Genomic DNA, 26333 nt, shown 5'->3' on the forward strand with positions numbered 1-26333 from the left:
TTATTGGGCGGTTACGATATTTGAATGCCACAACCTATTAGTCCCACAGAGCTTCCACAATCTCGTCCTTTTGATTCTAAAAAGAGAAATGATAGTCTGCTTAAAATTCAGCAGAAAATCATTTAGAAGATAAGAAGAATGTTCGTCTCTTAGAAGCCAATCAGGTTGAAGAATTAGGGTTTGAGATAGAAGTTTTATAAAAAATCAAAAAAATAAACAACAAAAACAAACACAAACTATTGACTTTTTCAAACAATAGTAGTATATTATGTTTGTGAGGACTAATTGACTGTTTTTTAAAGACAGCCAATACACTGCTGGAATCCAGCATAGAAAAAATAAAAAGGAGTATACAATATGTCTATTGTTATCGGTGCAGATGCTGCAGGTTTGAGATTGAAAGAAGTTGTGAAAGACTTCTTAGAAAAAGAAAACTTCCACCTTGTGGATGTTACAGCTGAAGGTCAAGACTTTGTTGATGTGACTCTTGCTGTTGCTGCAGAAGTAAACAAAGAAGAACAAAACCTTGGTATCGTGATTGATGCTTATGGAGCTGGTCCATTTATGGTCGCAACTAAGATCAAAGGAATGGTTGCTGCAGAAGTATCTGACGAACGTTCAGCTTATATGACTCGTGGCCACAACAACTCACGTATGATCACTATGGGAGCACAACTTGTTGGTGATGAATTGGCTAAAAATATCGCTAAAGGATTTGTTAACGGTCAATACGATGGTGGACGTCATCAAATCCGTGTCGACATGTTGAATAAAATGTGCTAATTAGATTATAGTAAGAAAGGTAAGTTAAAAATGAGAATTGCAATTGGATGTGACCACATCGTAACAGATGAAAAAATGGCGGTTTCAGAATTTTTGAAATCAAAAGGATATGAAGTTATTGACTTTGGTACATATGACCATACACGTACTCACTACCCAATCTTTGGTAAAAAAGTAGGGGAAGCTGTAACTAGCGGTCAAGCTGATCTTGGAGTATGTATCTGTGGTACTGGTGTTGGTATCAACAACGCTGTAAATAAAGTTCCTGGTGTTCGTTCTGCCTTGGTTCGTGATATGACAACAGCCCTTTATGCTAAAGAACAATTGAACGCTAACGTTATTGGTTTTGGTGGTAAGATTACTGGTGAATTGCTTATGTGTGATATCATCGAAGCTTTCATCCATGCTGAATACAAACCATCTGAAGAAAATAAAAAATTGATTGCGAAAATTGAACACCTTGAAAGTCACAATAATCGACAAACAGACGCAAACTTCTTCACTGAATTCCTTGAAAAATGGGATCGCGGAGAATACCACGACTAAGAGGTGACCTATGATTTTAACAGTCACAATGAACCCATCCATTGATATTTCCTATCCCTTGGATGAGTTGAAGATTGATACTGTCAATCGTGTGGTGGATGTAACCAAAACGGCTGGTGGTAAGGGACTCAATGTTACCCGAGTACTTTCAGAATTTGGCGATTCTGTTCTTGCTACTGGTTTAGTGGGTGGCAAACTTGGTGAGTTTTTGGTTGAAAATATTGATGATAATGTTAAGAAAGATTTCTTTTCTATTCAGGGAGAAACTCGTAACTGTATCGCTATTCTTCACGGAGACAACCAAACAGAAGTTCTTGAAAAAGGTCCTGTAGTATTGGAACAGGAAGGTCAAGACTTTTTGGAACATTTCAAAAAACTCTTGGAGTCAGTTGAAGTAGTAGCTATCTCAGGCAGTCTGCCAGCTGGCCTTCCAGTTGATTACTATGCCAGTTTGGTAGAACTTGCTAATCAAGCTGGCAAGCCTGTTGTCTTGGACTGCTCTGGTGCAGCACTTCAGGCGGTTCTTGAATCACCACATAAACCAACAGTCATCAAACCAAATAATGAGGAATTGTCTCAGCTCCTTGGAAGAGAAGTTTCTGAGGATTTGGATGAATTAAAAGAAGTCCTTCAAGAACCTTTGTTTGCAGGTATTGAATGGATTATCGTTTCACTTGGTGCCAACGGTGCCTTTGCCAAACATGGAGACACTTTCTACAAGGTAGATATTCCTAGAATTCAGGTAGTAAATCCTGTTGGATCTGGAGATTCTACTGTAGCAGGAATTTCTTCAGGACTTCTTCACAAAGAATCGGATGCAGCATTACTCATCAAGGCAAATGTCCTTGGTATGCTCAATGCTCAAGAAAAAATGACTGGTCATGTCAACATGGCCAACTATCAAGCTCTATATGATCAATTAATAGTAAAAGAGGTATAAAATGGCTTTAACAGAACAAAAACGTGCACGCTTAGAAAAACTTTCTGATGAAAATGGTATCATCTCAGCTCTTGCATTTGACCAACGTGGTGCTTTGAAACGTCTCATGGCTCAACACCAAACAGAAGAACCAACTGTAGCTCAAATGGAAGAACTTAAAGTTTTGGTAGCAGATGAATTAACTAAATACGCTTCATCTATGCTTCTTGATCCTGAATATGGACTTCCAGCAACTAAAGCTCTTGATGAAAAAGCTGGTCTTCTCCTTGCTTATGAAAAAACAGGTTATGACACAACAAGTACAAAACGCTTGCCTGACTGCTTGGATGTTTGGTCTGCAAAACGTATTAAAGAAGAAGGTGCAGATGCAGTTAAGTTCTTGCTTTACTATGATGTAGATAGTTCAGACGAACTCAACCAAGAAAAACAAGCTTACATCGAACGTATCGGTTCTGAGTGTGTGGCTGAAGATATTCCATTCTTCCTTGAAATCCTTGCTTACGATGAAAAAATTGCTGACGCAGGTTCAGTAGAATACGCGAAAGTAAAACCACACAAAGTTATTGGTGCTATGAAAGTTTTCTCAGACCCACGCTTTAACATTGATGTCTTGAAAGTAGAAGTTCCTGTTAACATTAAATATGTTGAAGGTTTCGCTGAAGGTGAAGTAGTTTATACACGTGAAGAAGCAGCAGCCTTCTTCAAAGCACAAGATGAAGCAACGAACTTGCCATACATCTACTTGAGTGCTGGTGTATCAGCTAAACTCTTCCAAGATACTCTTGTATTTGCCCATGAATCAGGTGCAAACTTCAATGGTGTTCTTTGTGGCCGTGCTACATGGGCTGGATCAGTTGAAGCATACATCAAAGATGGTGAAGCAGCAGCTCGTGAATGGCTTCGCACAACTGGTTTTGAAAACATTGACGAACTCAACAAAGTTCTTCAAACAACAGCAACTTCATGGAAAGAACGCGTGTAAGCAAGTCCTCCTAGGTTAGGAACATGAATCTAAAAAAATTTTAAAAAAAGTTGTATGTAAAGATTCACAAAATAACTTACTTGTGCTACACTTAAATCACAAGTTAATATGAATTAGAAAGTAACTAGATGAAGTATAATAAAAATAAGGTATAGTTTATTTTACGAGCTAGGAAGGAATAATACGGAAACAATATTGCCAGAATAAACTATATTTAGACGCACATTTCAATTCGTTGTTTTATAAAAGGAGAAGATAAATGGCTACTAAAAAGAGTTTTAAAGCGTTAGTTGTAGGACTAGGTATTGTTTCAATATTCTCATCAGCCTTACCTATGGTTAGTCATTCTGTATTTGCAGATAGTGCCCTAACTAGAGTAGATAAAGCAAATGATATTGTTTTGAATGTTGATGGGAATAAATTTTATAATGTTTCGGTTTCAGAAGATATTGTAAATGCTGGTCAAATTTTGGAAGATTATTTTTATGTAGATAAATTTGGAAATATAAATTTAAAAGGTACTCCTGAAGAGCTAGCAAAAAATATTGGTATTTCTGTACAAGAAGCAAGTTTGATGTATGAAGCTGTAAAAGAGTTGCCTAACGTTTACGAAAGAGGTCCTGTAGGTTTTCGTTTCAATCTTGGTCCTCAAGTGAGGGGGATGGGTGGCTGGGCTGCTGGAGCTTTCGCTACTGGATATGCTGGATGGCATTTAAAACAATTTGCGGTTAATCCTGTTACGGCTGGGTTTGTTGCTGTAATAAATGGTGCGATTGGCTGGGCTGTAAAAACTGCTGTAGAAAATTATTGGACAGTTGCTGTAGCTACAGTAGAGGTGCCATTTGTAAACCTTGTTTACACCATAGATTTACCTTAAAGGTTATTTCTTTATGAATAGTTCGTTTAAAAAAATAACCGTATTTTGTTTTATAGTTTCTTGTGTTCTTTGTTTATTAGATTTAATGAATTTTAAAAATGTAGCTACTTTTTTATTTTTCTGTCTTCCTGTTTTTGTTTTGATTTACAAAAATAAATAAAAACAGAGCCTCTGTTTGATGAATTTTAGAACATAGTTAAGTTTAAAAAAAGTTGTATGTAAAGGTTTACAAAATAACTTACTTGTGCTATACTTAAATCACAAGTTAATACAAGGTGAGTGTTACTAAGTAATATTAGGCATGATCACAGGTGAATTAGAAATCGGCTGATTTTCTAGTTCATTTGTGGTCATTTTTTATACTCATATACCTTTAAGATATAAAAGGAGGTTGACATGTATCGAATTCTAAATCCAATGAATCACAATGTCTCGCTTGTCAGAAATGATAAGGGAGAAGAAGTGATTGTGATTGGTAAGGGGATTGCATTCGGAAAGAAGAAGGGAGATTTGATTGCTGAACAGCAGGTTGAGAAAATCTTTCGGATGAAGACCGAAGAGTCCAGAGAAAACTTTATGGCTCTTCTCAAAGATGTTCCGCTTGATTTTATCACAGTGACCTATGAGATTATTGATAAGCTTTCCAAGAAATATCACTATCCGATTCAAGAGTATCTCTATGTAACCTTGACAGATCATATTTACTGTTCTTACCAAGCTCTAACTCAAGGAAGGTACAAGGATAGTAATCTGCCAGATATTTCTGCCAAGTATCCTGTCGCTTTTCAAATCGCAAACGAAGCTTTTGAAATTTACCGTCAGAAGTTAGCAGATCATTTTCCTGAGGACGAAATTATTCGGATTGCTTATCATTTCATCAATGCCGAAGGTGAGAATGAAGTCCAAGTGGTTGAGTCGATTGATAAGAGGAAAGAAATTCTCAGGAATGTTGAAAAAGTCCTAAGGGACTATGCAATTCAGCGAACCAAAGAGAATACCCATTTCTATGATCGTTTTATGATTCATTTGAATTATTTCTTGGATTATTTAGACAGATCTAGAGATGATAACCAATCACTTCTGGATATGGAAGATCATATTAAACAATCATATCCAAAAGCCTTCGAGATTGGCTCCAAGATCTATGATGTGATTACGCAACATACGGGTCTTGATTTGTATAAAAGTGAACGAGTTTATCTAGTTCTACATATCCAACGTTTATTATCATAAAAATTATTTAAAATTATATAAGGAGAATTCTATCATGAATAGAGAAGAAGTAACATTGTTAGGTTTTGAAATCGTAGCCTATGCTGGCGATGCTCGTTCAAAACTATTGGAAGCCTTGAAGGCTGCTGAAGCTGGTGATTTTGAAAAAGCGGACGCTCTGGTAGAGGAAGCTGGTAGCTGTATTGCAGAGGCTCACCACGCGCAAACAAGTCTATTAACTAAGGAGGCTTCAGGTGAGGACTTAGCGTATAGTGTAACCATGATGCATGGCCAAGACCACTTGATGACAACTATCTTGTTAAAAGATTTGATGCACCACTTAATCGAACTTTATAAGAGAGGAGTTAAATAATGAATAAGTTAATCGCCTTTATCGAGAAAGGAAAGCCTTTCTTCGAGAAATTATCTCGTAATATCTATCTTCGTGCTATTCGTGATGGTTTCATTGCAGGTATGCCTGTTATTCTCTTCTCAAGTATTTTTATCTTGATTGCCTTTGTACCAAACTCATGGGGCTTTAAATGGTCTGATGAAGTTGTAGCCTTTCTGATGAAACCTTACAGCTATTCAATGAGAATTCTGGCTCTCTTAGTAGCTGGTACAACAGCCAAGTCATTGACCGACTCAGTAAACCGGAGCATGGAGAAAACCAATCAAATCAACTATATGTCAACATTGTTGGCAGCAATTGTTGGTTTGTTGATGTTGGCAGCTGACCCAATTGCAGGTGGTTTTGCAACAGATTTCCTTGGAACAAAAGGTTTGCTTTCAGCCTTCCTTGCTGCCTTTGTTACAGTAGCTATCTATAAGGTCTGTGTTAAGAACAACGTCACTATTCGTATGCCTGACGAAGTTCCACCAAATATCTCACAAGTCTTTAAAGATGTGATTCCATTCACTCTCTCAGTTGTTTCACTTTATGCTCTTGATTTACTAGCTCGTCATTTTGTGGGTGCAAGCGTAGCTGAATCAATCGGTAAATTCTTTGCACCACTCTTCTCTGCTGCTGATGGCTATCTTGGTATTACCATTATCTTTGGTGCCTTTGCCTTCTTCTGGTTTGTTGGTATTCATGGTCCATCTATCGTTGAACCAGCAATCGCAGCGATTACCTATGCCAATGCCGAAGTCAACTTGAACCTTCTCCAACAAGGGATGCATGCTGACAAGATTCTTACTTCTGGTACACAAATGTTTATCGTTACCATGGGTGGTACTGGTGCGACACTGGTTGTTCCATTCATGTTCATGTGGTTAACAAAATCAAAACGTAACCGTGCAATCGGACGTGCGTCTGTTGTTCCAACCTTCTTTGGTGTCAACGAACCAATCTTGTTTGGTGCACCATTGGTATTAAATCCAATCTTCTTCATTCCATTTATCTTTGCTCCAATCGCAAACGTATGGATCTTCAAATTCTTTATTGAAACACTTGGAATGAACTCATTTACTGCTAATCTACCATGGACAACTCCAGCTCCACTAGGTCTAGTTCTTGGTACCAACTTCCAAGTGCTATCATTCATTCTTGCTGCCCTTCTAATCGTGGTTGACGTAGTCATTTACTATCCATTCCTTAAAGTCTATGATGAACAAATTCTTGAAGAAGAGCGTTCAGGTAAGTCTAATGATGAATTGAAAGAAAAAGTTGCTGCAAACTTTAACACTGCAAAAGCAGATGCTATTCTTGAAAAAGCGGGTGTAGAAGCAACACAAAATACCATCACTGAAGAAACAAATGTTCTCGTTCTCTGTGCAGGTGGAGGGACAAGTGGTCTCCTTGCAAATGCTTTGAATAAGGCAGCAGCAGAATACAATGTCCCTGTGAAAGCAGCAGCAGGTGGCTATGGTGCTCACCGTGAAATGTTGCCAGAGTTTGATTTGGTTATCCTTGCCCCTCAAGTTGCTTCAAACTTTGAAGATATGAAAGCAGAAACAGATAAACTCGGTATTAAACTTGCTAAGACAGAAGGCGCTCAATACATCAAATTAACCCGTGATGGAAAAGGTGCTCTTGCATTTGTACAAGCGCAATTCGATTAAGGCTAGGGACTCTGAAATAGTCTCCTATCGTTACGGAAATCGCTATGGCGAATTTCCTAATCGCCTTGTTAATTCCTCGGTAAAAAAGTATCGTTTTTACCTCCTCATGTCACAATTCGATTAAGGCTAGGGACTCTGAAATAGTCTCCTATCGTTACGGAAATCGCTATGGCGAATTTCCTAATCGCCTTGTTAATTCCTCGGTAAAAAGACATCGTTTTTACCTCCTCATGTCACAATTTGGTGACTTGGTACAAGAAGTGAGATGGAGAAGGATGGCTCACTGACTCCTCTCCTCTCACTTTTACTTTATTTAAATCATGAAATAGGTGAAAAAAATGACAAAAACATTACCAAAAGACTTTATTTTCGGTGGCGCTACAGCTGCTTATCAAGCAGAAGGTGCTACACATACTGATGGTAAAGGACCAGTAGCGTGGGATAAATATCTTGAAGATAACTACTGGTACACTGCAGAACCAGCCAGTGATTTTTACAATCGATATCCAGTTGACCTCAAGCTAGCAGAAGAGTATGGTGTCAATGGCATTCGAATTTCTATTGCCTGGTCACGTATTTTCCCGACTGGTTATGGTCAAGTAAATGCTAAAGGTGTTGAGTTTTATCATAATCTATTTGCAGAGTGTCACAAACGTCACGTTGAACCTTTTGTAACTCTCCATCACTTTGACACGCCAGAAGCTCTCCACTCAAATGGAGACTTCTTAAACCGTGAAAATATTGAACACTTTGTAGACTACGCAGCCTTCTGTTTTGAAGAATTTCCAGAAGTAAACTATTGGACAACCTTTAATGAAATTGGGCCAATTGGTGATGGTCAATACTTGGTTGGTAAATTCCCTCCAGGTATTCAGTACGACCTTGCCAAAGTTTTCCAATCGCACCACAATATGATGGTTTCTCATGCACGCGCTGTGAAACTATATAAAGATAAAGGATATAAAGGTGAAATTGGTGTTGTTCACGCTCTGCCAACTAAGTATCCTTTGGATCCTAAAAATCCAGCAGATGTTCGTGCAGCTGAGTTGGAAGATATTATTCACAATAAATTTATCTTGGATGCAACTTATCTAGGTCGCTATTCAGCTGAAACGATGGAAGGTGTCAACCATATCTTATCAGTCAATGGTGGTAGCTTGGATCTTCGTGAAGAAGATTTTACAGCATTAGAAGCAGCAAAAGACTTGAATGATTTTCTAGGCATCAACTACTATATGAGTGATTGGATGGAAGCATTTGATGGAGAAACTGAAATTATCCATAATGGTAAGGGTGAGAAAGGAAGCTCTAAATACCAAATCAAAGGTGTTGGTCGTCGTGTAGCTCCTGACTATGTACCACGTACGGATTGGGATTGGATTATCTACCCTCAAGGTTTGTATGACCAAATCATGCGCGTGAAGAAAGATTATCCGAACTACAAGAAGATTTACATCACTGAAAATGGTCTTGGATATAAAGATGAGTTCGTTGATAACACTGTTTACGATGATGGCCGTATTGATTATGTGAAACAACACTTAGAGGTCTTGTCTGATGCGATTGCAGATGGAGCTAATGTAAAAGGTTACTTCATTTGGTCATTGATGGACGTCTTCTCATGGTCAAACGGTTATGAAAAACGTTACGGTCTCTTCTATGTAGACTTTGAAACTCAAGAACGTTATCCTAAGAAATCAGCTCACTGGTACAAGAAAGTAGCGGAAAGTCAGATTATAGACTAGTAGAATGAGTCATTAGATATAGAATTCTAGTGAGGCAAAAAGATGTTCAAAGATTTTATCCAATCTATTTATGAAAAAGTTTATATTATCAATTTTGATAAATGTTCTCAAATACCTTGTTTGACTAATGAGGAGCTGAAAAAACTTGGAAAATGGTATGTCTCTACCGGTAAAGAATGGATTTGCCATTCAGACTATGAGCTAGAAGAATTTAAAAATTTGTTTTTAAATTTTATCAATCCTGAAGAACGGGATACTATCTCCTTTGATTCAGATTTTATGCCGTTTCAACAATCATAAGCAATTTCCAAAAAAGTTAAATCTTATATCTAGTACTCTGCAAAACTCTTATCTAATCACGTTGCTTATACTCAATGAAAATCAAAGAGCAACTTTAAACTAGGAAGCGAGTCGCAGATTTCTCAATGCATAGCTTTGAGGTGGCAGATAAAGCAATTGGGCAAAAAGTCTTTGATACAGAAAAACGCATAATATCAGGTGTTGAAAAACCTTGATACTATGCGTTTTATTGTGGGAAGATTTACTTTTTTTCTTCTGAAATTGAGTTGTTACTCAGGCTCTTTCAGTTTATTAAGGCTTGATGACTTTAATGTGTTTAGATAGCTTAAAAAGGATTGAATCACTTAGTTTAGAATCTGAAACAATAGTATCAAGATTTGATACATTATAAAAAGTATAAAAATCAAACTTATTGAACTTACTATGATCTGCGAGTAAATATTTTTTATTAGAATTATTTAAAGCGATGCGTTGAGCCTCTCCCTCTTCCTCGCTAAAAGTAGCTAGAGCCCCGTTTTGAATACCATTACAGCTAACGAAAGCTTTAGAAAATTGGAGATTAGAGAGATTTTGTAGGGTCAATGTGCCAACAAAAGCACCTGTAATATCGCGATAATTTCCACCTATCAAAATCAAATCTGTTAATTTTCGTTCGCTTAAAATCAGAAAAACAGGTAGACTGTTGGTCACGACGCGGATATTGTCAATAGGCAATTCGCGCGCAAAAAATTCTAATGTTGTTCCTGGTCCAATAAAAATAGTTTCTCTTTCTTCTACTAGACTGCCTGCAAAACGGGCTATTTCTTGTTTTTCTGCCGTTTGGAGGGCTTGTTTTTCAATATTTGATCGCTCATTAGTCAAAAGGGAGTTGGTTCGAAGTTTTTCAGCTCCACCATGCACACGAATCAGCAAATCTTTATCAGCTAATTCCTGTAAATAGCGCCTTGCAGTCATATCTGAAACGGCTATTTCGTCCATAATCTGCTTAACCGTTATGGTTCCTTTACTATTTACTATCTCTAAAATTTTGGTTAATTTTTCTTGTTTGAGCATATTATCACCTCGTTTCCTACTACTATCTTACCATAAACTAGCTCATCATTCAAATACAAAAACAACAAAATAAAACAAAAACAAAAATATCGAGGTTTATTTTCAAAGCTTTCGATATTTTTATTAAGTTATTATTTTGTTGTTTCTAGTTTACTTTTTGATGGTTAAGAGTGGTGGAGAATTATACTCAATGAAAATCAAAGAGCAAACTAGGAAGCTAGCCGTAGGTTGCTCAAAACACAGTTTTGAGGTTGTAGATAAGACTGACGAAGTCAGTAAGCATATCTACGGCAAGGCGAAGCTGACGTGGTTTGAAGAGATTTTCGAAGAGTATTAGTCCAAACCGTAGTTGTAGTCATCATCTTGCATGGCTTCAACTTCACCAAGGAGGTAACCATTTCCGACTTGAGAGAAGAAGTCGTGGTTAGATGTTCCTGTTGAAATACCGTTCATGACGATTGGGTTCACATCATCTGCTGAGTCTGGGAAGAGTGGATCTTGTCCCAGATTCATGAGAGCCTTGTTAGCATTGTAACGAAGGAAGGTTTTAACTTCTTCCGTCCAACCAACACCGTCATAGAGGCTCTCTGTGTAGCCTTCTTCATTTTCATAAAGAGTATAGAGTAAGTCGTACATCCATTCTTTTAGCTTTTCTTGCTCTTCTTCAGGTAATTCATTGAAACCAAGTTGGAATTTGTAACCAATGTAGGTTCCGTGAACAGATTCATCACGAATAATCAATTTGATGATTTCCGCAACGTTGGCAAGTTTGTTGTTACCAAGATAGTAGAGGGGAGTGAAGAAACCTGAATAGAAGAGGAAGGTTTCTAGGAAAACGCTAGCAACTTTCTTTTCAAGTGGGCTACCGTTTAGGTAGATTTCGTTGACAATCTCAGCCTTCTTTTGTAGGTAAGGATTGGTATTGGTCCATTCGAAAATTTCTTCAATCTCAGCCTTAGTATTTAAGGTAGAGAAGATTGATGAGTAAGATTTAGCGTGGACAGATTCCATAAATTGGATGTTATTGAAAACAGCTTCCTCATGTGGTGTACGGATGTCTGCGCGAAGGGCTTGAACCCCAGTTTCAGATTGCATAGTGTCGAGAAGGGTTAAACCACCAAAGACTTTTCCAACCAAGTCTTTTTCTTTGTTAGATAGCTTTCTCCAGTCATCCAAGTCGTTTGACAAGGGAATACGTGTATCGAGCCAGAATTGCTCCGTCAGCTTTTCCCAAGTTGATTTATCGATGACATCTTCGATGGCATTCCAGTTAATGGCTTTGTAGTAAGTTTCCATTTGAAATCTCTTTCTGTGTTTAGTATTGCGAACTCACAATTATTTCTATTTTACCATAATTCTATAGGAGTATCGCACAAAAAGTCGGAAGCCCGACTTTTAAAATGTTACATAAATTATGTTATGACCTAGTAGATTTGATTTTATCAGTGCTGCTTAGGGAAAAATAGTGTTTCTATGCTAGAAACTAAATCACACAGCTTTCACATTGGTTGGCACCGACTTCTCCACCGTCATCTGTAAAGGTGCGGACGTAGTAGATAGACTTGATTCCCTTGTTAAAGGCATAGTTCCGAAGGATGGACAAGTCACGTGTCGTTTGTTTATTTTCCCTCTTCCATTCGTAAAGGCCTTTTGGAATGTCACTGCGCATGAAGAGGGTGAGTGAAAGTCCTTGATCCACGTGTTCAGTCGCAGCAGCGTAAACATCGATGACTTTACGCATATCCATATCGTAGGCAGAAGTGTAGTAAGGAATGGTTTCTGTAGACAAGCCAGCAGCAGGATAGTAGATTTTCCCAATTTTCTTCTCTTGGCGTTCTTCGATACGTTGCGTAATCGGGTGGATAGAAGCAGAAACGTCGTTGATATAGCTGATAGAACCATTTGGCGCTACAGCAAGGCGATTTTGGTGGTAAAGACCATCTGCTTGAACCTTGTCGCGAAGTTCAGCCCAATCAGCAGCACCAGGGATAAAGACATCTTTGAAGAGTTCTTTAACACGGTCTGATTTTGGAACAAACTCGCCAGTCACATACTTGTCGAAGTAGCTTCCGTTAGCATAGTCTGATTTTTCAAAGTTGTGGAAGGTAATACCACGTTCACGCGCAATATTGTTTGATTCTACCAAGGTCCAGTAATTCATGAGCATGAAGTAGATGCTTGTAAATTCAACAGATTCAGGCGATCCATATTCAATCAATTGTTGGGCAAGGTAGCTGTGAAGTCCCATGGCACCAAGTCCAAAGGTGTGAGCTTGGCTATTTCCATGGTCGATGGTAGGAACAGCTACGATGTGTGAACTATCTGTAACGAAAGTAAGGGCACGAACCATAGCACGGATAGAACGACCAAAATCAGGTGAAGTCATCATGTTAACCACGTTGGTTGAACCAAGGTTACATGAAACGTCCGTTCCCATTTGAAGGAATTCTTGAGCATCGTTGATCAAGCTTGGTTCTTGGACTTGAAGAATCTCAGAACACAAGTTACTCATGATAATCTTACCATCAACTGGGTTTGCACGGTTAGCCGTATCAATGTTGACTACATAAGGGTAGCCAGACTCTTGTTGCAATTTAGAGATTTCAGTTTCCAAATCACGCGCCTTGATTTTTGTCTTGCGAATATTTGGATTTGCGACCAATTCATCGTATTTTTCAGTGATGTCGATGTAGTTGAATGGCACATCGTATTCTTTTTCTACAGAGTAAGGACTGAAGAGGTACATTTCTTCATTTTTACGCGCCAATTCGTAGAATTTATCTGGTACTACAACACCAAGTGATAGGGTTTTGACACGAACTTTTTCATCGGCGTTTTCTTTCTTAGTTGAAAGGAAGGCGATGATATCAGGGTGAAAGACGTTGAGGTAGACAACACCGGCACCTTGACGTTGCCCCAATTGGTTGGAGTAAGAGAAGCTGTCTTCAAAAAGCTTCATAACTGGAACGACCCCAGAAGCTGCTCCTTCATACCCCTTGATAGGTGCACCAGCTTCACGAAGGTTGCTGAGGGTAATTCCCACACCACCACCAATACGTGAAAGTTGAAGTGCTGAGTTGATAGAACGTCCGATAGAGTTCATATCATCCGTTACTTGAATCAGGAAGCAAGATACCAACTCCCCACGACGAGCACGACCTGCGTTCAAAAAGGAAGGAGTAGCAGGTTGGTAGCGTTGGTGGATGATTTCATTGGCAATATCGATTGCAACAGCTTCATTCCCATCAGCGAAATAAAGGGCGTTAAAGAAGACACGGTCTTCCATGCTTTCAAGATAGTATTCACCGTCGTTAGTTTTCAAAGCATATTGATTGTAAAATTTATAAGCTGCCATGAAAGACTTGAATTGGAAGTTTTGGTCTTTGATAAATTGAGCCAATTCTTCCAAGAACTCTGTACGGTATTTCTTGATAAAGGCTGTTTCGATGTAGTTGTGGTCAATGAGGTAGTTGATTTTATCTTTAATTGAATCAAAAACCATAGTGTTTGGAACGACATTTTCTTTAAAGAAGGCATCCAAGGCTTCCTTATCTTTATGAAGCATGATTTGTCCATTGACAGGACGGTTGATTTCGTTATTGAGACGGAAGTAAGTCACGTCTTCAAGATGTTTTAATCCCATAAAATTTCCCTTATCTAATTACAAAAGAAAGGCCTCTAAGTTAGCCCTAGAAGCAGTTTCTTCTGGATGATGTACTAAGATTATGCTAATTGTTTCAGTTTTCCTGGTTGGAAACCTGAAAAGACTTCAGATGGTGTTTGGATAACAGGAGCTGCGCTAAAACCGAGCTCTTTAACTTGATCGATGTACTCAGGTTGCTCATCAAGATTGATTTCACGATAAGAGACATTATTACTGTCCAAGAAACGTTTGGTCATCTTACATTGGACACAGTTGTTTTTAGAATAAACGGTTACCATTGTGTAACTCCTCTTCAAAATTTAATACTATCCTAGTATATCAGAAAATAAAATTTTGTCAATGATTTGAACTAAATATAGTGGTCTGTTTTTCTAGCAAAGCTCACAAAACACAATATGTAGTGTTTGTTTTATAAAACAGCAATAATTATCCTATAAATTGTTTTTGAAGAAACTATATCCTGTGTTTTGTTATCTAGGATAGAAGATTTTCAGCAAGTTATCTGAAAGGAAATTGAAGGAAAATCCAGAAAATGCTTGAAAAAAATCCTAGAAGATGGTATAATACCAAACTGTAAGGGTTATCACATATAACTCAAAAAAAGAAAGAACAAAAGGAGAGTCAAACTATGGCTTCTAAAGATTTCCACGTAGTGGCAGAAACAGGTATTCACGCACGTCCAGCAACATTGTTGGTGCAAACTGCTAGCAAATTTGCTTCAGATATCACTCTTGAATACAAAGGTAAATCAGTTAACCTTAAATCAATTATGGGTGTTATGAGTCTTGGTGTTGGCCAAGGTGCTGACGTAACTATCTCAGCTGAAGGTGCAGATGCAGATGACGCCATCGCTGCAATCTCAGAAACAATGGAAAAAGAAGGATTGGCATAAGGGAAATGACAGAAATGCTTAAAGGAATCGCAGCATCTGACGGTGTTGCAGTTGCAAAAGCATATCTACTCGTTCAACCGGATTTGTCATTCGAGACTATTTCAGTCGAAGATACAAACGCAGAAGAGGCTCGTTTGGATGTTGCTCTTGAAGCTTCTCAAAACGAGCTTTCTCTTATCCGCGAGAAAGCTGTAGGTACGCTTGGTGAAGAAGCGGCTCAAGTTTTTGACGCTCATTTGATGGTTCTTTCTGACCCAGAATTGATTGGTCAGATTAAAGAAACAATTCGTGCTAAGAAAGTCAATGCAGAAGCAGGTCTGAAAGAAGTGACTGATATGTTCATCACTATCTTTGAAGGCATGGAAGACAACCCATACATGCAAGAACGTGCAGCGGATATCCGCGACGTGACAAAACGTGTATTGGCAAACCTTCTTGGTAAGAAATTGCCAAACCCAGCTTCTATCAATGAAGAAGTAATCGTGATTGCACATGACTTAACACCATCTGATACAGCTCAATTGGACAAAAACTTTGTAAAAGCTTTTGTAACAAACATCGGTGGACGTACAAGCCACTCAGCTATCATGGCACGTACACTTGAAATTGCAGCTGTATTGGGAACAAATAACATCACTGAAATCGTCAAAGACGGTGATATCCTTGCCGTTAACGGAATTACTGGTGAAGTGATTATCAACCCAACAGATGAACAAGCGGCAGAATTTAAAGCAGCTGGTGAAGCTTATGCTAAACAAAAAGCTGAATGGGCACTTTTGAAAGATGCTCAAACAGTGACTGCTGACGGTAAACACTTCGAGTTGGCAGCTAACATCGGTACTCCAAAAGACGTTGAAGGTGTTAACAACAACGGTGCAGAAGCTGTTGGACTTTACCGTACAGAGTTCTTGTACATGGATTCTCAAGACTTCCCAACAGAAGATGAGCAGTATGAAGCGTATAAGGCTGTTCTTGAGGGAATGAATGGTAAACCAGTGGTTGTTCGTACAATGGATATTGGTGGAGATAAGGAACTTCCTTACTTCGATATGCCACACGAAATGAACCCATTCCTTGGATTCCGTGCCCTTCGTATCTCTATTTCTGAAACTGGAGATGCAATGTTCCGTACACAAATCCGTGCCCTTCTTCGTGCTTCTGTTCATGGTCAATTGCGTATCATGTTCCCAATGGTTGCCCTTTTGAAAGAATTCCGTGCAGCTAAAGCAGTCTTTGACGAAGAAAAAGCAAACCTTCTTGCAGAAGGAGTTGCAGTTGCAGATGATATCCAAGTTGGTATCATGATTGAAATTCCTGCAGCAGCCATGCTTGCAGACCAATTTGCTAAAGAAGTAGACTTCTTCTCAATTGGTACAAACGACTTGATCCAATACACAATGGCGGCAGACCGTATGAACGAGCAAGTTTCATACCTTTACCAACCATATAACCCATCAATCCTTCGCTTGATCAACAACGTTATCAAGGCAGCTCACGCTGAAGGTAAATGGGCTGGTATGTGTGGTGAGATGGCTGGCGATCAAAAAGCTGTTCCACTTCTTGTCGGAATGGGCTTGGATGAGTTTTCTATGTCAGCAACATCTGTCCTTCGTACACGTAGTTTGATGAAGAAATTGGATACTGCTAAGATGGAAGAGTACGCAAACCGTGCCCTTACAGAGTGTTCAACAATGGAAGAAGTTCTTGAACTTCAAAAAGAATACGTTAACTTCGATTAATGTGTGATCAACCTTGTAACCTAGTTGCAAGGTTTTTTGGGCGCATTTTGGAAAAGTATGGTCTAATACTCTTTCAAAATCTCTTCAAACCACGTCAGCGTCGCCTTAACGTAGATATGCTCACTGACTTCGTCAGTCTTATCTACAACCTCAAAACTGTGTTTTGAGCAACCTGCGGCTAGTTTCCTAGTTTGCTCCTTGATTTTCATTGAGTATAAGATAAAAGCAAAGGTCTAACAAGTGATGTAGCCCTTTTGAGTTATACAAGCAAATTACCATGAAAAAGCTGTTGTTGGAGCATTGAGCGCTTCTAACCATTGTTTATTTTTCGCAGGGCAAAGAGTTACGGATATACCTGCCATATCCAGACTGGTCATAAATGTTCCTGATTTTATAAATGTAATAGTGATTCCTTCAATTTCTAAGAGTTGAAGGAAATCATTGATAAATATACCCATTTCTAAGTTGCTGGTAGTGCCTAGATTATTTACAAGCAATATAAATTGATCACCCTTTTTCCAATGATAGTGCAATCTTAATTTACTTATAATTTCATTTGCAAGGATTTCCGATGATTGGAATGGGACTATACGATAGCCTTCTTCGCCATGTATCCCAATACCATAAGAAATATTTCCTTCTTCTAAGTTAAATAGTGGAAGGGTGGCTTGGGGGAGACTAGCCGATTTCGTTGCAAAGCCAATTGTTGCGATTTCGGGAGCAAGTTCATGACCTAAATCAGTTAGTTGCTCGATGTCGGCACCATTTTGAGCTGCAAATCCTAGGATTTTATGAAGTAAGATTGTCCCTGCAAGTCCTCTTCCTCTAATTTGAAATCTATTGTGAGGTTCAATGGAAATATCGTCGTGCGCTAGACTATAGCGGACTTTAATTCCTTCTTTTCTAGCAGTGTTAATGGCCCAGCTAAATTCTTTGATGTCTGCTTCGAAATTTTTTACAATGATGAAGACACCGTGACCATTGTTTAAAAAACGAATGGACTCTAAGATTTCAGTTCTTGTAGGAGGAGTAAATAATTGGCCATAGATAGCAGCAGTAAGCATTCCTTCTCCCACATATCCAATATGCGCAGGTTCGTGACCGGAACCTCCACCCGACAATATTGGAACCTGATGAGGATTGCGATTTTTTTGATAGACTAATGGTAAGGTAGGGTGCTTTTCTAATTTAGGATGACTGCTGACAGCTGCCGAAATGTAACTTGAAATAATTTTCTGTTTATGATTTGAAATAAATGTCATTGTGGCCTCTTTCCAATAATTGTCATGATGAGAAAGTCTGGCTGTGGAACTGGACTTTTTTTATTGACGTAAGCCTTCACGATTTCTGCTAGAGCATGTGAATGGTAGTCTAGCAAAAAACAAGTATAAGCGGATGAATCGCTATCAATCTGACCATATTCTCTTAAAATTTTTGATACAAGCAAGCGACAGTAGCTGATAAAGTGGTCATAGAAGTTATTTTGCCCTTGAATATCAAAAAGTTGAATATAAAAATCACGCTCTTGTTCGAAATAAAGAAATAATTCTTGTAATAGTTTTTGGCCTGAAATGAAGTCCAAGTTATTGGTGATATACTCGGTTAAGTCAGTTTCAAATATCCAGTCTAACAGTTCATATTTGTCAAGAAAGTGATTATAAAAGGTCTGTCTACGAATGCCAGCTGATTCCATGATATCTACAATGGAGATTTTATCAAATTCTCTAGTAGCTAATAGGTCTCTAAATGCCTTGGCAATCCGTTTTTTTGTAATGAGTGATGATGCCATAGGAAGCCTTTCTTTTACTTCCTTCATTTTACCAAAAAAATGTTTGAAACGGGTTTAAAAGGGGACAAATAATAGAATCTGTCCCTTATCATCCAGCAATAAAAAGTATATAATGAAAGCGAAAACAAAGATACATGCCGAAAGGAGTTTCTCATGAAAAAAATTATAAATGAACAGACACAAGTTGTTGATGAAATGTTGCAGGGGTTGTCATTCATGCATGATGACTTGGTTCAACGCTTAGATGGTTTTGATGTTATCGTTAGAAAGGCAGAAAAGACAGGAAAAGTTGGACTCATTTCAGGTGGAGGTTCAGGACATGAACCCAGTCATGCTGGATTTGTAGGAGATGGAATGTTGTCTGCTGCCATTTGTGGAGCAGTCTTCACTTCACCTACTCCGGATCAAATTTTAGAAGCCATTAAGGCGGCTGATGAAGGTGCTGGAGTTTTCATGGTCATCAAGAACTATTCTGGTGACATTATGAACTTTGAAATTGCACAAGAACTTGCTGAAATGGAAGGTATTGATGTAGCAAGTGTTGTAGTCGATGATGATATCGCTGTTGAAAATAGTCTCTATACCCAAGGGCGTCGTGGTGTTGCAGGTACTATATTAGTCCATAAAATTTTGGGTGATGCGGCTCGTTCTGGTAAATCATTATCTGAAATGAAGGACTTAGCTGACAAACTTGTCTTAGAAATTAAAACAATTGGGTTGGCCTTGTCTGGAGCAACCGTTCCTGAGGTTGGGAAACCAGGTTTTGTTCTAGAAGATGATGAATTTGAATATGGAGTTGGTATTCACGGTGAGCCAGGATATAAGAAAGAGAAAATGCAACCCTCAGCACAATTGGCTTCAGAATTGGTTGAAAAATTATCTGAAGGTTTCCAACTTAAAGCTGGTGAACGCTATGGGCTTCTCATCAATGGTTTAGGAAGCACACCACTTATGGAGCAATACGTATTTGCAAATGATGTGGCTAAATTACTCCATGAAAAAGGTGTTGAGTTGGCATTTAAGAAAATTGGAAACTATATGACTTCAATCGATATGGCTGGTTTGTCATTAACATTGATTCGATTGGCAGATGATGAGTGGTTGGCTGCTCTAAATGCACCTGTTACTACACCAGCTTGGTAAAATTCAAGGAGGAAATGTCGCATGAATGCTGAACAAGCTCTTGAATGGATGAAGCTTTTTAATGAAAAGATTCAAGAACAGAAAGATTACCTTAGTGAGCTAGACACTCCTATAGGAGATGGAGACCACGGTGGAAATATGGCGCGTGGAATGGCTGCAGTTATGGAAAACTTAGAAGGAAAGCAATTTGAAACAAGCAGTGATGTGTTTAAACTTGTCTCAATGCAATTACTGAGTAAGGTAGGCGGTGCTTCTGGTCCCTTGTATGGCTCTGCTTTTATGGGCATGGCCAAGGCTGATTCAAATTCGAAATTAGAAGAAATCTTACAAAGTGGTTTGGATATGATTATCAAACGTGGGAAAGCAGAAATTGGAGAAAAGACAATGGTTGATGTTTGGACTCCTGTTATTGCTGCTTTGTCTGCTGGTCAATTGACTCAAGAGGTTATTGATAAGGTAGTGAATGCTACCAAAGATTTACTTGCAACTAAAGGAAGGGCGTCTTATGTAGGAGAACGTTCTCTTGGACATATTGATCCTGGATCATTCTCATCAGGATTACTCTTTACTGCTCTTTTAGAAACTGGGGTGGTTTAATGGGAAGTATTGGTCTTGTTATCGTTTCACATTCCAAAAACATTGCAGAAGGTGTCGTTGAACTGATTAGTGAAGTAGCTAAAGATGTTCCAATTACTTATGTAGGAGGAACCGAAGATGGAGGAATTGGAACAAGTTTTGATCAAGTAGATAGGGTTGTTTCCGAAAATCCAGCAGATACCTTATTAGCCTTTTTTGACCTGGGTTCTGCTAAAATGAACTTAGAAATGGTGGCTGATTTCAGTGATAAAAGTATCATCATCAATAGGGTTCCAATTGTAGAAGGTGCTTATACTGCAGCTGCTCTTCTTCAGGCTGGTGCAGAACTGTCAGTTATTCAAACACAGTTGTCGGAGCTTGAAATCAATAAATAAGGAATTTTACTATAACACTTTTTATAGGTGGGCTATTGATTATCTCAACTATCAAATTTTAAGTAAATAAAAAGGGATTGCTTTGGGCAGTTCCTTTTTATTTTAACAAGAGTAAAGCTATAGTGTTTCTAAATTGTGAATCATTCAAAACTGATTGTGATGAGACTATTCTAGCTTTAGAATCCTTCAAAAATTAAAGTTTAAGGCAATCAATTACTTAGAAGAGTACGAAAACATTTAGTTTATAGGAATTCTAGACCTAGAATCACATGGATATTTATGAAGTTAGGGTATTCGATAGTTAGGATTGTTCTATTCTGAACGATTTGAGCTGTCAATTGTATAGAATAGTAGTTTGCCAATGAATTTTGTTGAAAGATTCCTTGTTTTATGGTAGTCTAAAGTAAAAGAAAGCCTTATCATTATATTTTCATTTGTTAACAATGTATTTCGACTTTATCTAATGTAGAAGAAAGAAATATCATGAAACGTTTATGACTTGTTGGAAAGAGAATGTGAACTAAAAATAGATTTAGGAGTAGGTAGATGAGTAGTTTAGAGTCAATTCGTAAAGCGCATATCATCGTGTGGGGTGCCTATCTATTTTTATCATTAAGGGCGCCGCTAATGAGCAGCACAGAGTATTTCTTGCTTATTTTTTTAGCGTTTCTCTATTCGATAGTATCGCTCCCTATATATTCAGTGAAAAATAAAATAGTATCTATCTGTCTAGCCATAAATTCGATTCTGTTAATGAGTTTCCCGATTTTAATCAATAAATATTTCCCAGGAAAGGTTTTTACTTATATTGTATTAATCAGTATTTTTATCCTGGAGTTCTTAATCTTTAATATAATTGGTAAAGATTTTGATACTAGATTAGCTAGTGAATATAGGAAAATCAGTCAGTTTAAAAGTAAGATGTCTCAATCTCCTTGGATAAAATATTTAGAGATTTCTAGTTTTATATTAACTATATTTCCATTTATTCTTCATAGTACAGTTGATAATTGTGTATTGATTCTTATCTTTTTGATAAAAATTTGTGTAGATACTACGATAAAATTTCTATTAAACAGAATCTTTAATTCAAGTGAGATGATGAAAAGGAGGATATTTTCTCTGTTTGTATTAGATTTGATAGTCTATATATTTTTAGGTTATGTTTTAGTGATACAAAAAGACGAATATCTGTTTTCAATTCTACTAATTTTTTCTAATTTCTCACTTCCCTTTATCAGAGAAAAAGAGTATGAGTTATTTAAAAATAAGAAGTGAGATAGATATGGTTAAATCTTAGTTCTCTTTAAAATCAAATCAGGTAGAGAAAGGGTATTTTATCTAGGTAACAAAGTGCTTTAAACGCAGTCAACGATTACTGATTAGAGAACTATCCTAACCATGCAACGTTAAAGAGGAGAAATCTTATGAAACTCGTATTACCAAATAATTATGCTGCTATTGAGTAAGAAGAGATGAGGTGTCTTGATGGGGGATTATCCCTACATAAAGACGGGGGAATGTTACAGTAAACATAGCCACTGCTTATTTTATGGGGAATTAAATATGTTTAAACTAAGTGATAGAGTCAGAGTGGTCTTTGCTCTTTTAGGAGCAAGTTCCATATTAGTCAGCATGTATCTTATACCTTTTATTAAAACTGAGAATAAATTTTGGGAAATACTTTTATTTATATTAGGTGTATTGCTAATTGGAATTGCGTTACTAAATCCCCCAAAAAATTAAATTTTGGAAATAGAATTAGTGAGTAGGTAATCATTTATTGATTGGATTTTTAATGCTATTGATGAATGGGATGGAAAAAGTGACAATAAATTAAGAACAGGATGATAGCATTATGATGGTTGTTTTAATTTTGATGGTTGTGGTGTTTCTGTATTATGTAATTACAGAGTATTTTCAGAATGGTTATATTGACTGTATACTATTTCTAACATTGCTGATTTCTCATTTGATATGGAATTACTATTTTTTGCCCATTGAAGTCTTAGTAGCATTAAGTGGAGTAAATTTGTTGTCAAGATTTTTCAAAAAAATGAGAAGTCAATAGATTTGTTAGTGGATTATAAAGATGAAAGGTAAAATTGGGATATTTTAAATGAAACATTTTTTTGCTGGTATCGGAGAGATAAGATTTAGTAGTTATCTATTGTCTCTATGTGTAGGATTAGCCCCTCTTTTTTATATATATGTCATAGGTTTGGAAATGAGTTTTGTGAAGATAGTATTATCTATTTTGGGAGTCATATTTGTATGTATTTTAACTATTGCTCGAATTTATAGAAGATTTCTCTATAATAAAAATAAACTTGACTAGAATAGTATGAATTAGTTAATCAATTGGAACGATTATTCTTTGTGATACTATACCACTTTTAAGTTTTTACATTAAACAGCTGGCTGAAGTGAAAGTTGTTTATCTTAGAAAGGAAAACACCAAATTGTCCTACAAATTTCTACTCTTCGACCTCGACCACACCTTACTTGATTTTGATGCTGCTGAGGATGTGGCTTTGACACAACTTCTAAAAGAAGAAGGGGTTGCAGATATTCAGGCTTATAAAGACTATTATGTCCCTATGAACAAGGCTCTCTGGAAGGACTTAGAGCAAAAGAAAATCAGTAAACCAGAGCTGGTTAACACGCGCTTTTCTCGTTTATTTGCTCATTTTGGACAGGGAAAAGACGGTAGTTTTCTAGCCCAGCGTTACCAGTTTTACCTATCCCAGCAAGGGCAAGCTTTTTCAGGTGCTCATGAACTTTTAGATAGTCTCATCGAGCGTGATTATGACTTATATGCTGCGACAAATGGGATTACTGCTATTCAGACGGGACGTTTGGCTCAATCTGGTCTGGCACCTTATTTTAATCAAGTCTTTATCTCTGAACAATTGCAAACACAAAAGCCTGATGCTCTCTTTTATGAAAAGATTGGCCAACAGATTGCTGGATTTAGCAAAGAAAAGACGCTGATGATTGGAGATTCCCTAACCGCCGACATTCAAGGTGGCAATAATGCTGGGATTGACACGATTTGGTACAATCCTCATCAACTCGAAAATCCCACACAAGCCCAGCCAACCTACGAAGTCCATTCTTACCGAGACTTGCTGGATTGTTTAGATAAACTGTAAAAAGTGGTTTAGAAAGCCACTTTTTGCTATAATAGAGGCAGTAAAAACGAAGGAGTTGGCTATGGAACACTCGTCTTGGCATGCTTTGATTAAGGCGCAATTACCTGAGGGTTATTTTGGGAAAATCAATCAGTTTATGGAGCAGGTCTATTCTCAGGGGACTATTTATCCGCCCAAAGAAAAGGTTTTTCAGGCTCTATTGACAACACCGCTTGAAGAGGTTAAGGTGGTGATTCTAGGGCAAGACCCCTATCACGGGCATGGTCAAGCGCAGGGCTTGAGTTTTTCCGTACCTGACTCTATCCCAGCTCCGCCATCCTTGCAAAATATCTTGAAAGAATTAGCAGATGACATCGGAGTTAAGAAATCTCATGATTTAACGTCTTGGGCTGAGCAAGGAGTCTTGCTTCTCAATGCTTGCTTGACGGTTCCTGCTGGGCAGGCCAATGGTCATGCTGGGCAGATATGGGAGCCTTTTACGGATGCTGTGATTCAGGTGGTTAATCATTTAGATAGACCAGTTGTTTTTGTACTCTGGGGAGCTTATGCACGCAAGAAGAAGACCTTGGTTACCAATCCTAACCACTTGATTATTGAATCAGCCCATCCCAGTCCTTTGTCAGTTTATAGAGGATTTTGGGGTTCCAACCCTTTTTCCAAGGCCAATGCATTCTTAAAAGAGACAGGACAAGAGCCAATCGATTGGCTTAGATAAGGAGAAAATATGCCTCAGTTAGCGACGATTTGCTACATTGATAACGGGAAAGAACTGCTCATGCTCCACCGTAATAAGAAACCCAATGATGTCCATGAAGGGAAATGGATTGGTGTGGGTGGCAAGCTAGAGCGTGGTGAGACTCCTCAGGAATGCGCGGCGCGTGAAATCCTTGAAGAAACAGGACTCAAAGCCAAGCCAGTTCTAAAAGGTGTTATCACTTTTCCTGAATTTACACCAGATTTAGACTGGTACACCTATGTTTTTAAGGTGACAGAGTTTGAGGGTGACTTGATTGACTGTAACGAGGGAACGCTAGAATGGGTTCCCTATGATGAGGTTTTGAGTAAGCCAACTTGGGAAGGTGACCATATCTTTGTTAAGTGGCTTTTAGAGGATAAACCCTTCTTTTCAGCCAAGTTTGTTTATGATGGGGATAAATTGTTGGATACCCAAGTTGATTTCTATGAATAAAGGAGAAAGCATATGCTACTAATCAAAAATGGTCGTGTAATGGATCCCAAGTCTAGTTTGGATCAAGTGTGTGATGTTTTAGTTCAAGATGGGAAAATTGTCAAAATTGCGTCTGAGATCACGGAAGAAGGAGCAGAAACGATTGATGCTAGTGGTCTAGTAGTTGCTCCTGGCTTGGTTGACATTCACGTTCATTTCCGTGAACCTGGTCAAACTCATAAAGAAGACATTCATACTGGTGCCCTAGCAGCCGCTGCAGGTGGTTTTACAACGGTTGTTATGATGGCTAATACCAGTCCAACTATCTCGGATGTAGAGACTTTAAAAGAAGTTCTGGATTCAGCTGCCAAAGAAAAGATTAATGTTAAGACGGTTGCGACCATTACTAAAAACTTTAATGGCCAAGATTTGACAGACTTTCAGGCACTTTTAGCAGCTGGTGCGGTTGGTTTCTCAGACGACGGTATTCCGCTTGAAAGCAGTAAAGTTGTCAAGGAAGCTATGGAAGAAGCTAAAAAGCTTAATACCTTTATTAGTCTTCATGAGGAAGATCCAGGTTTGAATGGGATTCTTGGCTTTAATGAAAATATCGCTAAAGAACATTTCCATATCTGCGGTGCGACTGGGGTGGCTGAGTATGCTATGATGGCGCGTGATGTCATGATTGCCTATGCAACTAAGGCCCATGTTCACATCCAGCATTTGTCTAAGGAAGAAAGTGTTAAAGTAGTGGAGTTTGCTCAAGGTTTGGGTGCGCAAGTCACAGCAGAAGTAGCGCCACAGCATTTTTCTAAGACTGAATCGCTCCTTTTGACACAAGGTAGCAATGCTAAGATGAATCCTCCACTTCGTTTGGAATCAGACCGTCGTGCCGTTATCGAAGGCCTCAAATCAGGCGTCATCACAGTTATCGCAACTGACCATGCGCCTCATCATGCAGATGAGAAAAACATTGAGGATATTACCAAAGCGCCATCTGGTATGACTGGTTTGGAAACATCTCTTTCCCTCGGTTTAACTTATTTGGTAGAAGCTGGGGAATTGACCTTGATGGAATTGCTTGAAAAGATGACCTACAACCCAGCCAAACTTTATAACTTTGAAGCAGGTTACTTGGCTGAGAATGGTCCAGCGGACATCACTATTTTTGATGCTAAGGATGACCGTCTTGTGGACTCCCATTTTGCTTCCAAAGCGACTAATTCACCCTTTATCGGTGAAACCTTAAAAGGGCAGGTTAAATATACCATCTGTAAGGGACAAATTGTCTATCAAGCTTGATAGGAGTT

Annotated in this window: 31 protein-coding genes and 1 pseudogene; 25 read left to right on the forward strand and 7 right to left on the reverse strand. The window is 38.2% G+C overall.

Features of this window, described 5'->3' with window-relative positions; genetic code table 11:
• Positions 1–116: 116 nt before the first annotated feature.
• From HT729_RS10095 to HT729_RS10145, 11 genes and pseudogenes are all read left to right on the forward strand, one after another.
• Positions 117–200: pseudogene (locus HT729_RS10095) on the forward strand (aldose epimerase); the annotation flags it as partial.
• Between the two features lie 157 nt (positions 201–357).
• Positions 358–783, forward strand: a complete 426-nt coding sequence (lacA, locus tag HT729_RS10100; protein ID WP_000029273.1) for a galactose-6-phosphate isomerase subunit LacA — start codon at positions 358–360, stop codon at positions 781–783.
• 30 nt (positions 784–813) lie between these two features.
• Positions 814–1329 carry a galactose-6-phosphate isomerase subunit LacB gene (gene lacB, locus HT729_RS10105; protein ID WP_001216912.1) on the forward strand — a complete coding sequence of 172 codons (516 nt, stop codon included), beginning with the start codon at positions 814–816 and terminating at the stop codon, positions 1327–1329.
• 10 nt (positions 1330–1339) lie between these two features.
• On the forward strand, positions 1340–2269 hold the full coding sequence (locus HT729_RS10110; RefSeq protein ID WP_138702441.1) for a tagatose-6-phosphate kinase: 930 nt from the start codon (positions 1340–1342) through the stop codon (positions 2267–2269).
• 1 nt (position 2270) lies between these two features.
• Positions 2271–3251 (forward strand): tagatose-bisphosphate aldolase, encoded by a 981-nt coding sequence (gene lacD / locus HT729_RS10115; RefSeq protein WP_001229114.1) that lies wholly within the window; start codon positions 2271–2273, stop codon positions 3249–3251.
• 259 nt (positions 3252–3510) lie between these two features.
• A complete protein-coding gene (locus HT729_RS10120; protein WP_172923148.1) occupies positions 3511–4128 on the forward strand; it encodes a hypothetical protein in 618 nt (205 codons plus the stop codon).
• Between the two features lie 396 nt (positions 4129–4524).
• Positions 4525–5361 carry a transcription antiterminator gene (locus tag HT729_RS10125; RefSeq protein ID WP_166736470.1) on the forward strand — a complete coding sequence of 279 codons (837 nt, stop codon included), beginning with the start codon at positions 4525–4527 and terminating at the stop codon, positions 5359–5361.
• 34 nt (positions 5362–5395) lie between these two features.
• A complete protein-coding gene (locus HT729_RS10130; RefSeq protein ID WP_001078331.1) occupies positions 5396–5713 on the forward strand; it encodes a PTS lactose/cellobiose transporter subunit IIA in 318 nt (105 codons plus the stop codon).
• Entirely contained in the window at positions 5713–7404 is a 1692-nt protein-coding gene (locus HT729_RS10135) for a lactose-specific PTS transporter subunit EIIC (protein WP_172931987.1), read from the forward strand. The genes HT729_RS10130 and HT729_RS10135 overlap by 1 nt, the downstream gene beginning before the upstream one ends.
• A gap of 338 nt (positions 7405–7742) precedes the next feature.
• Positions 7743–9149, forward strand: coding sequence for a 6-phospho-beta-galactosidase (gene lacG / locus HT729_RS10140; protein WP_172931988.1), 1407 nt, complete (start codon positions 7743–7745; stop codon positions 9147–9149).
• Positions 9150–9191: 42 nt separating this feature from the next.
• Positions 9192–9449 (forward strand): DUF3884 family protein, encoded by a 258-nt coding sequence (locus HT729_RS10145; protein WP_023936912.1) that lies wholly within the window; start codon positions 9192–9194, stop codon positions 9447–9449.
• A gap of 291 nt (positions 9450–9740) precedes the next feature.
• Here HT729_RS10145 and HT729_RS10150 read toward each other — a convergent pair whose 3' ends face one another.
• Positions 9741–10502 carry a DeoR/GlpR family DNA-binding transcription regulator gene (locus HT729_RS10150; RefSeq protein WP_172931989.1) on the reverse strand — a complete coding sequence of 254 codons (762 nt, stop codon included), beginning with the start codon at positions 10500–10502 and terminating at the stop codon, positions 9741–9743.
• A 190-nt stretch (positions 10503–10692) separates the two neighbouring features.
• Between HT729_RS10150 and HT729_RS10155 the strand changes: the two genes are divergently transcribed.
• Positions 10693–10839 (forward strand): hypothetical protein, encoded by a 147-nt coding sequence (locus HT729_RS10155; RefSeq protein WP_172931990.1) that lies wholly within the window; start codon positions 10693–10695, stop codon positions 10837–10839.
• Here HT729_RS10155 and nrdF read toward each other — a convergent pair.
• From nrdF to nrdH, 3 genes are all read right to left on the reverse strand, one after another.
• Positions 10836–11798: a class 1b ribonucleoside-diphosphate reductase subunit beta gene (gene nrdF / locus HT729_RS10160; RefSeq protein WP_000451364.1), complete on the reverse strand. Its 963-nt coding sequence runs from the start codon at positions 11796–11798 to the stop codon at positions 10836–10838. The genes HT729_RS10155 and nrdF overlap by 4 nt on opposite strands.
• Before the next feature lie 187 nt (positions 11799–11985).
• Positions 11986–14145 (reverse strand): class 1b ribonucleoside-diphosphate reductase subunit alpha, encoded by a 2160-nt coding sequence (gene nrdE / locus HT729_RS10165; RefSeq protein ID WP_172931991.1) that lies wholly within the window; start codon positions 14143–14145, stop codon positions 11986–11988.
• 80 nt (positions 14146–14225) lie between these two features.
• Positions 14226–14444 carry a glutaredoxin-like protein NrdH gene (gene nrdH / locus HT729_RS10170; RefSeq protein ID WP_172930543.1) on the reverse strand — a complete coding sequence of 73 codons (219 nt, stop codon included), beginning with the start codon at positions 14442–14444 and terminating at the stop codon, positions 14226–14228.
• Between the two features lie 350 nt (positions 14445–14794).
• Here nrdH and HT729_RS10175 point away from each other — a divergent pair, with 350 nt between their 5' ends.
• Together HT729_RS10175 and ptsP are read left to right on the forward strand one after the other, a co-directional pair.
• On the forward strand, positions 14795–15058 hold the full coding sequence (locus HT729_RS10175; RefSeq protein WP_000146947.1) for a phosphocarrier protein HPr: 264 nt from the start codon (positions 14795–14797) through the stop codon (positions 15056–15058).
• A 5-nt stretch (positions 15059–15063) separates the two neighbouring features.
• Positions 15064–16797 (forward strand): phosphoenolpyruvate--protein phosphotransferase, encoded by a 1734-nt coding sequence (gene ptsP / locus HT729_RS10180; RefSeq protein ID WP_050971595.1) that lies wholly within the window; start codon positions 15064–15066, stop codon positions 16795–16797.
• Positions 16798–16859: 62 nt separating this feature from the next.
• Here ptsP and HT729_RS12230 read toward each other — a convergent pair whose 3' ends face one another.
• The 3 genes from HT729_RS12230 to dhaS all read right to left on the reverse strand — a co-directional run bounded on the left by HT729_RS12230 (position 16860) and on the right by dhaS (position 18586).
• Complete coding sequence (locus HT729_RS12230) at positions 16860–17006, reverse strand: hypothetical protein (RefSeq protein WP_023941215.1); 147 nt, start codon at positions 17004–17006, stop codon at positions 16860–16862.
• 63 nt (positions 17007–17069) lie between these two features.
• Positions 17070–18059 (reverse strand): DhaKLM operon coactivator DhaQ, encoded by a 990-nt coding sequence (dhaQ, locus tag HT729_RS10190; RefSeq protein WP_172931992.1) that lies wholly within the window; start codon positions 18057–18059, stop codon positions 17070–17072.
• Entirely contained in the window at positions 18056–18586 is a 531-nt protein-coding gene (dhaS, locus tag HT729_RS10195) for a dihydroxyacetone kinase transcriptional activator DhaS (RefSeq protein ID WP_055356829.1), read from the reverse strand. The genes dhaQ and dhaS overlap by 4 nt, the downstream gene beginning before the upstream one ends.
• Positions 18587–18739: 153 nt before the next feature.
• Between dhaS and dhaK the strand changes: the two genes are divergently transcribed.
• The 11 genes from dhaK (at position 18740) to HT729_RS10235 (ending at position 26325) form a co-directional block, all read left to right on the forward strand.
• On the forward strand, positions 18740–19729 hold the full coding sequence (gene dhaK, locus HT729_RS10200) for a dihydroxyacetone kinase subunit DhaK (RefSeq protein ID WP_172931993.1): 990 nt from the start codon (positions 18740–18742) through the stop codon (positions 19727–19729).
• A 21-nt stretch (positions 19730–19750) separates the two neighbouring features.
• Positions 19751–20326 carry a dihydroxyacetone kinase subunit DhaL gene (dhaL, locus tag HT729_RS10205; RefSeq protein ID WP_054393040.1) on the forward strand — a complete coding sequence of 192 codons (576 nt, stop codon included), beginning with the start codon at positions 19751–19753 and terminating at the stop codon, positions 20324–20326.
• Positions 20326–20700: a dihydroxyacetone kinase phosphoryl donor subunit DhaM gene (dhaM, locus tag HT729_RS10210; RefSeq protein WP_050236558.1), complete on the forward strand. Its 375-nt coding sequence runs from the start codon at positions 20326–20328 to the stop codon at positions 20698–20700. The genes dhaL and dhaM overlap by 1 nt, the downstream gene beginning before the upstream one ends.
• Before the next feature lie 546 nt (positions 20701–21246).
• Positions 21247–21978, forward strand: coding sequence for a hypothetical protein (locus tag HT729_RS10215; RefSeq protein WP_050208299.1), 732 nt, complete (start codon positions 21247–21249; stop codon positions 21976–21978).
• 288 nt (positions 21979–22266) lie between these two features.
• Positions 22267–22446, forward strand: a complete 180-nt coding sequence (locus tag HT729_RS12625; RefSeq protein ID WP_050208323.1) for a hypothetical protein — start codon at positions 22267–22269, stop codon at positions 22444–22446.
• Between the two features lie 112 nt (positions 22447–22558).
• Complete coding sequence (locus HT729_RS12235; protein ID WP_054393038.1) at positions 22559–22771, forward strand: hypothetical protein; 213 nt, start codon at positions 22559–22561, stop codon at positions 22769–22771.
• A gap of 48 nt (positions 22772–22819) precedes the next feature.
• Positions 22820–23038, forward strand: a complete 219-nt coding sequence (locus tag HT729_RS12240; protein ID WP_078374344.1) for a hypothetical protein — start codon at positions 22820–22822, stop codon at positions 23036–23038.
• 124 nt (positions 23039–23162) lie between these two features.
• Positions 23163–23855, forward strand: coding sequence for a YjjG family noncanonical pyrimidine nucleotidase (locus HT729_RS10220; protein WP_054393037.1), 693 nt, complete (start codon positions 23163–23165; stop codon positions 23853–23855).
• A 61-nt stretch (positions 23856–23916) separates the two neighbouring features.
• A complete protein-coding gene (locus tag HT729_RS10225; RefSeq protein ID WP_054393036.1) occupies positions 23917–24570 on the forward strand; it encodes a uracil-DNA glycosylase in 654 nt (217 codons plus the stop codon).
• Positions 24571–24579: 9 nt separating this feature from the next.
• Positions 24580–25044 carry an 8-oxo-dGTP diphosphatase gene (locus HT729_RS10230; RefSeq protein WP_023936889.1) on the forward strand — a complete coding sequence of 155 codons (465 nt, stop codon included), beginning with the start codon at positions 24580–24582 and terminating at the stop codon, positions 25042–25044.
• A 12-nt stretch (positions 25045–25056) separates the two neighbouring features.
• Positions 25057–26325, forward strand: a complete 1269-nt coding sequence (locus HT729_RS10235) for a dihydroorotase (RefSeq protein WP_054393035.1) — start codon at positions 25057–25059, stop codon at positions 26323–26325.
• The last annotated feature ends 8 nt before the right edge of the window (positions 26326–26333 follow it).

Source organism: Streptococcus sp. 79 (assembly GCF_013277425.1).
GTDB lineage: Bacteria > Bacillota > Bacilli > Lactobacillales > Streptococcaceae > Streptococcus > Streptococcus pseudopneumoniae.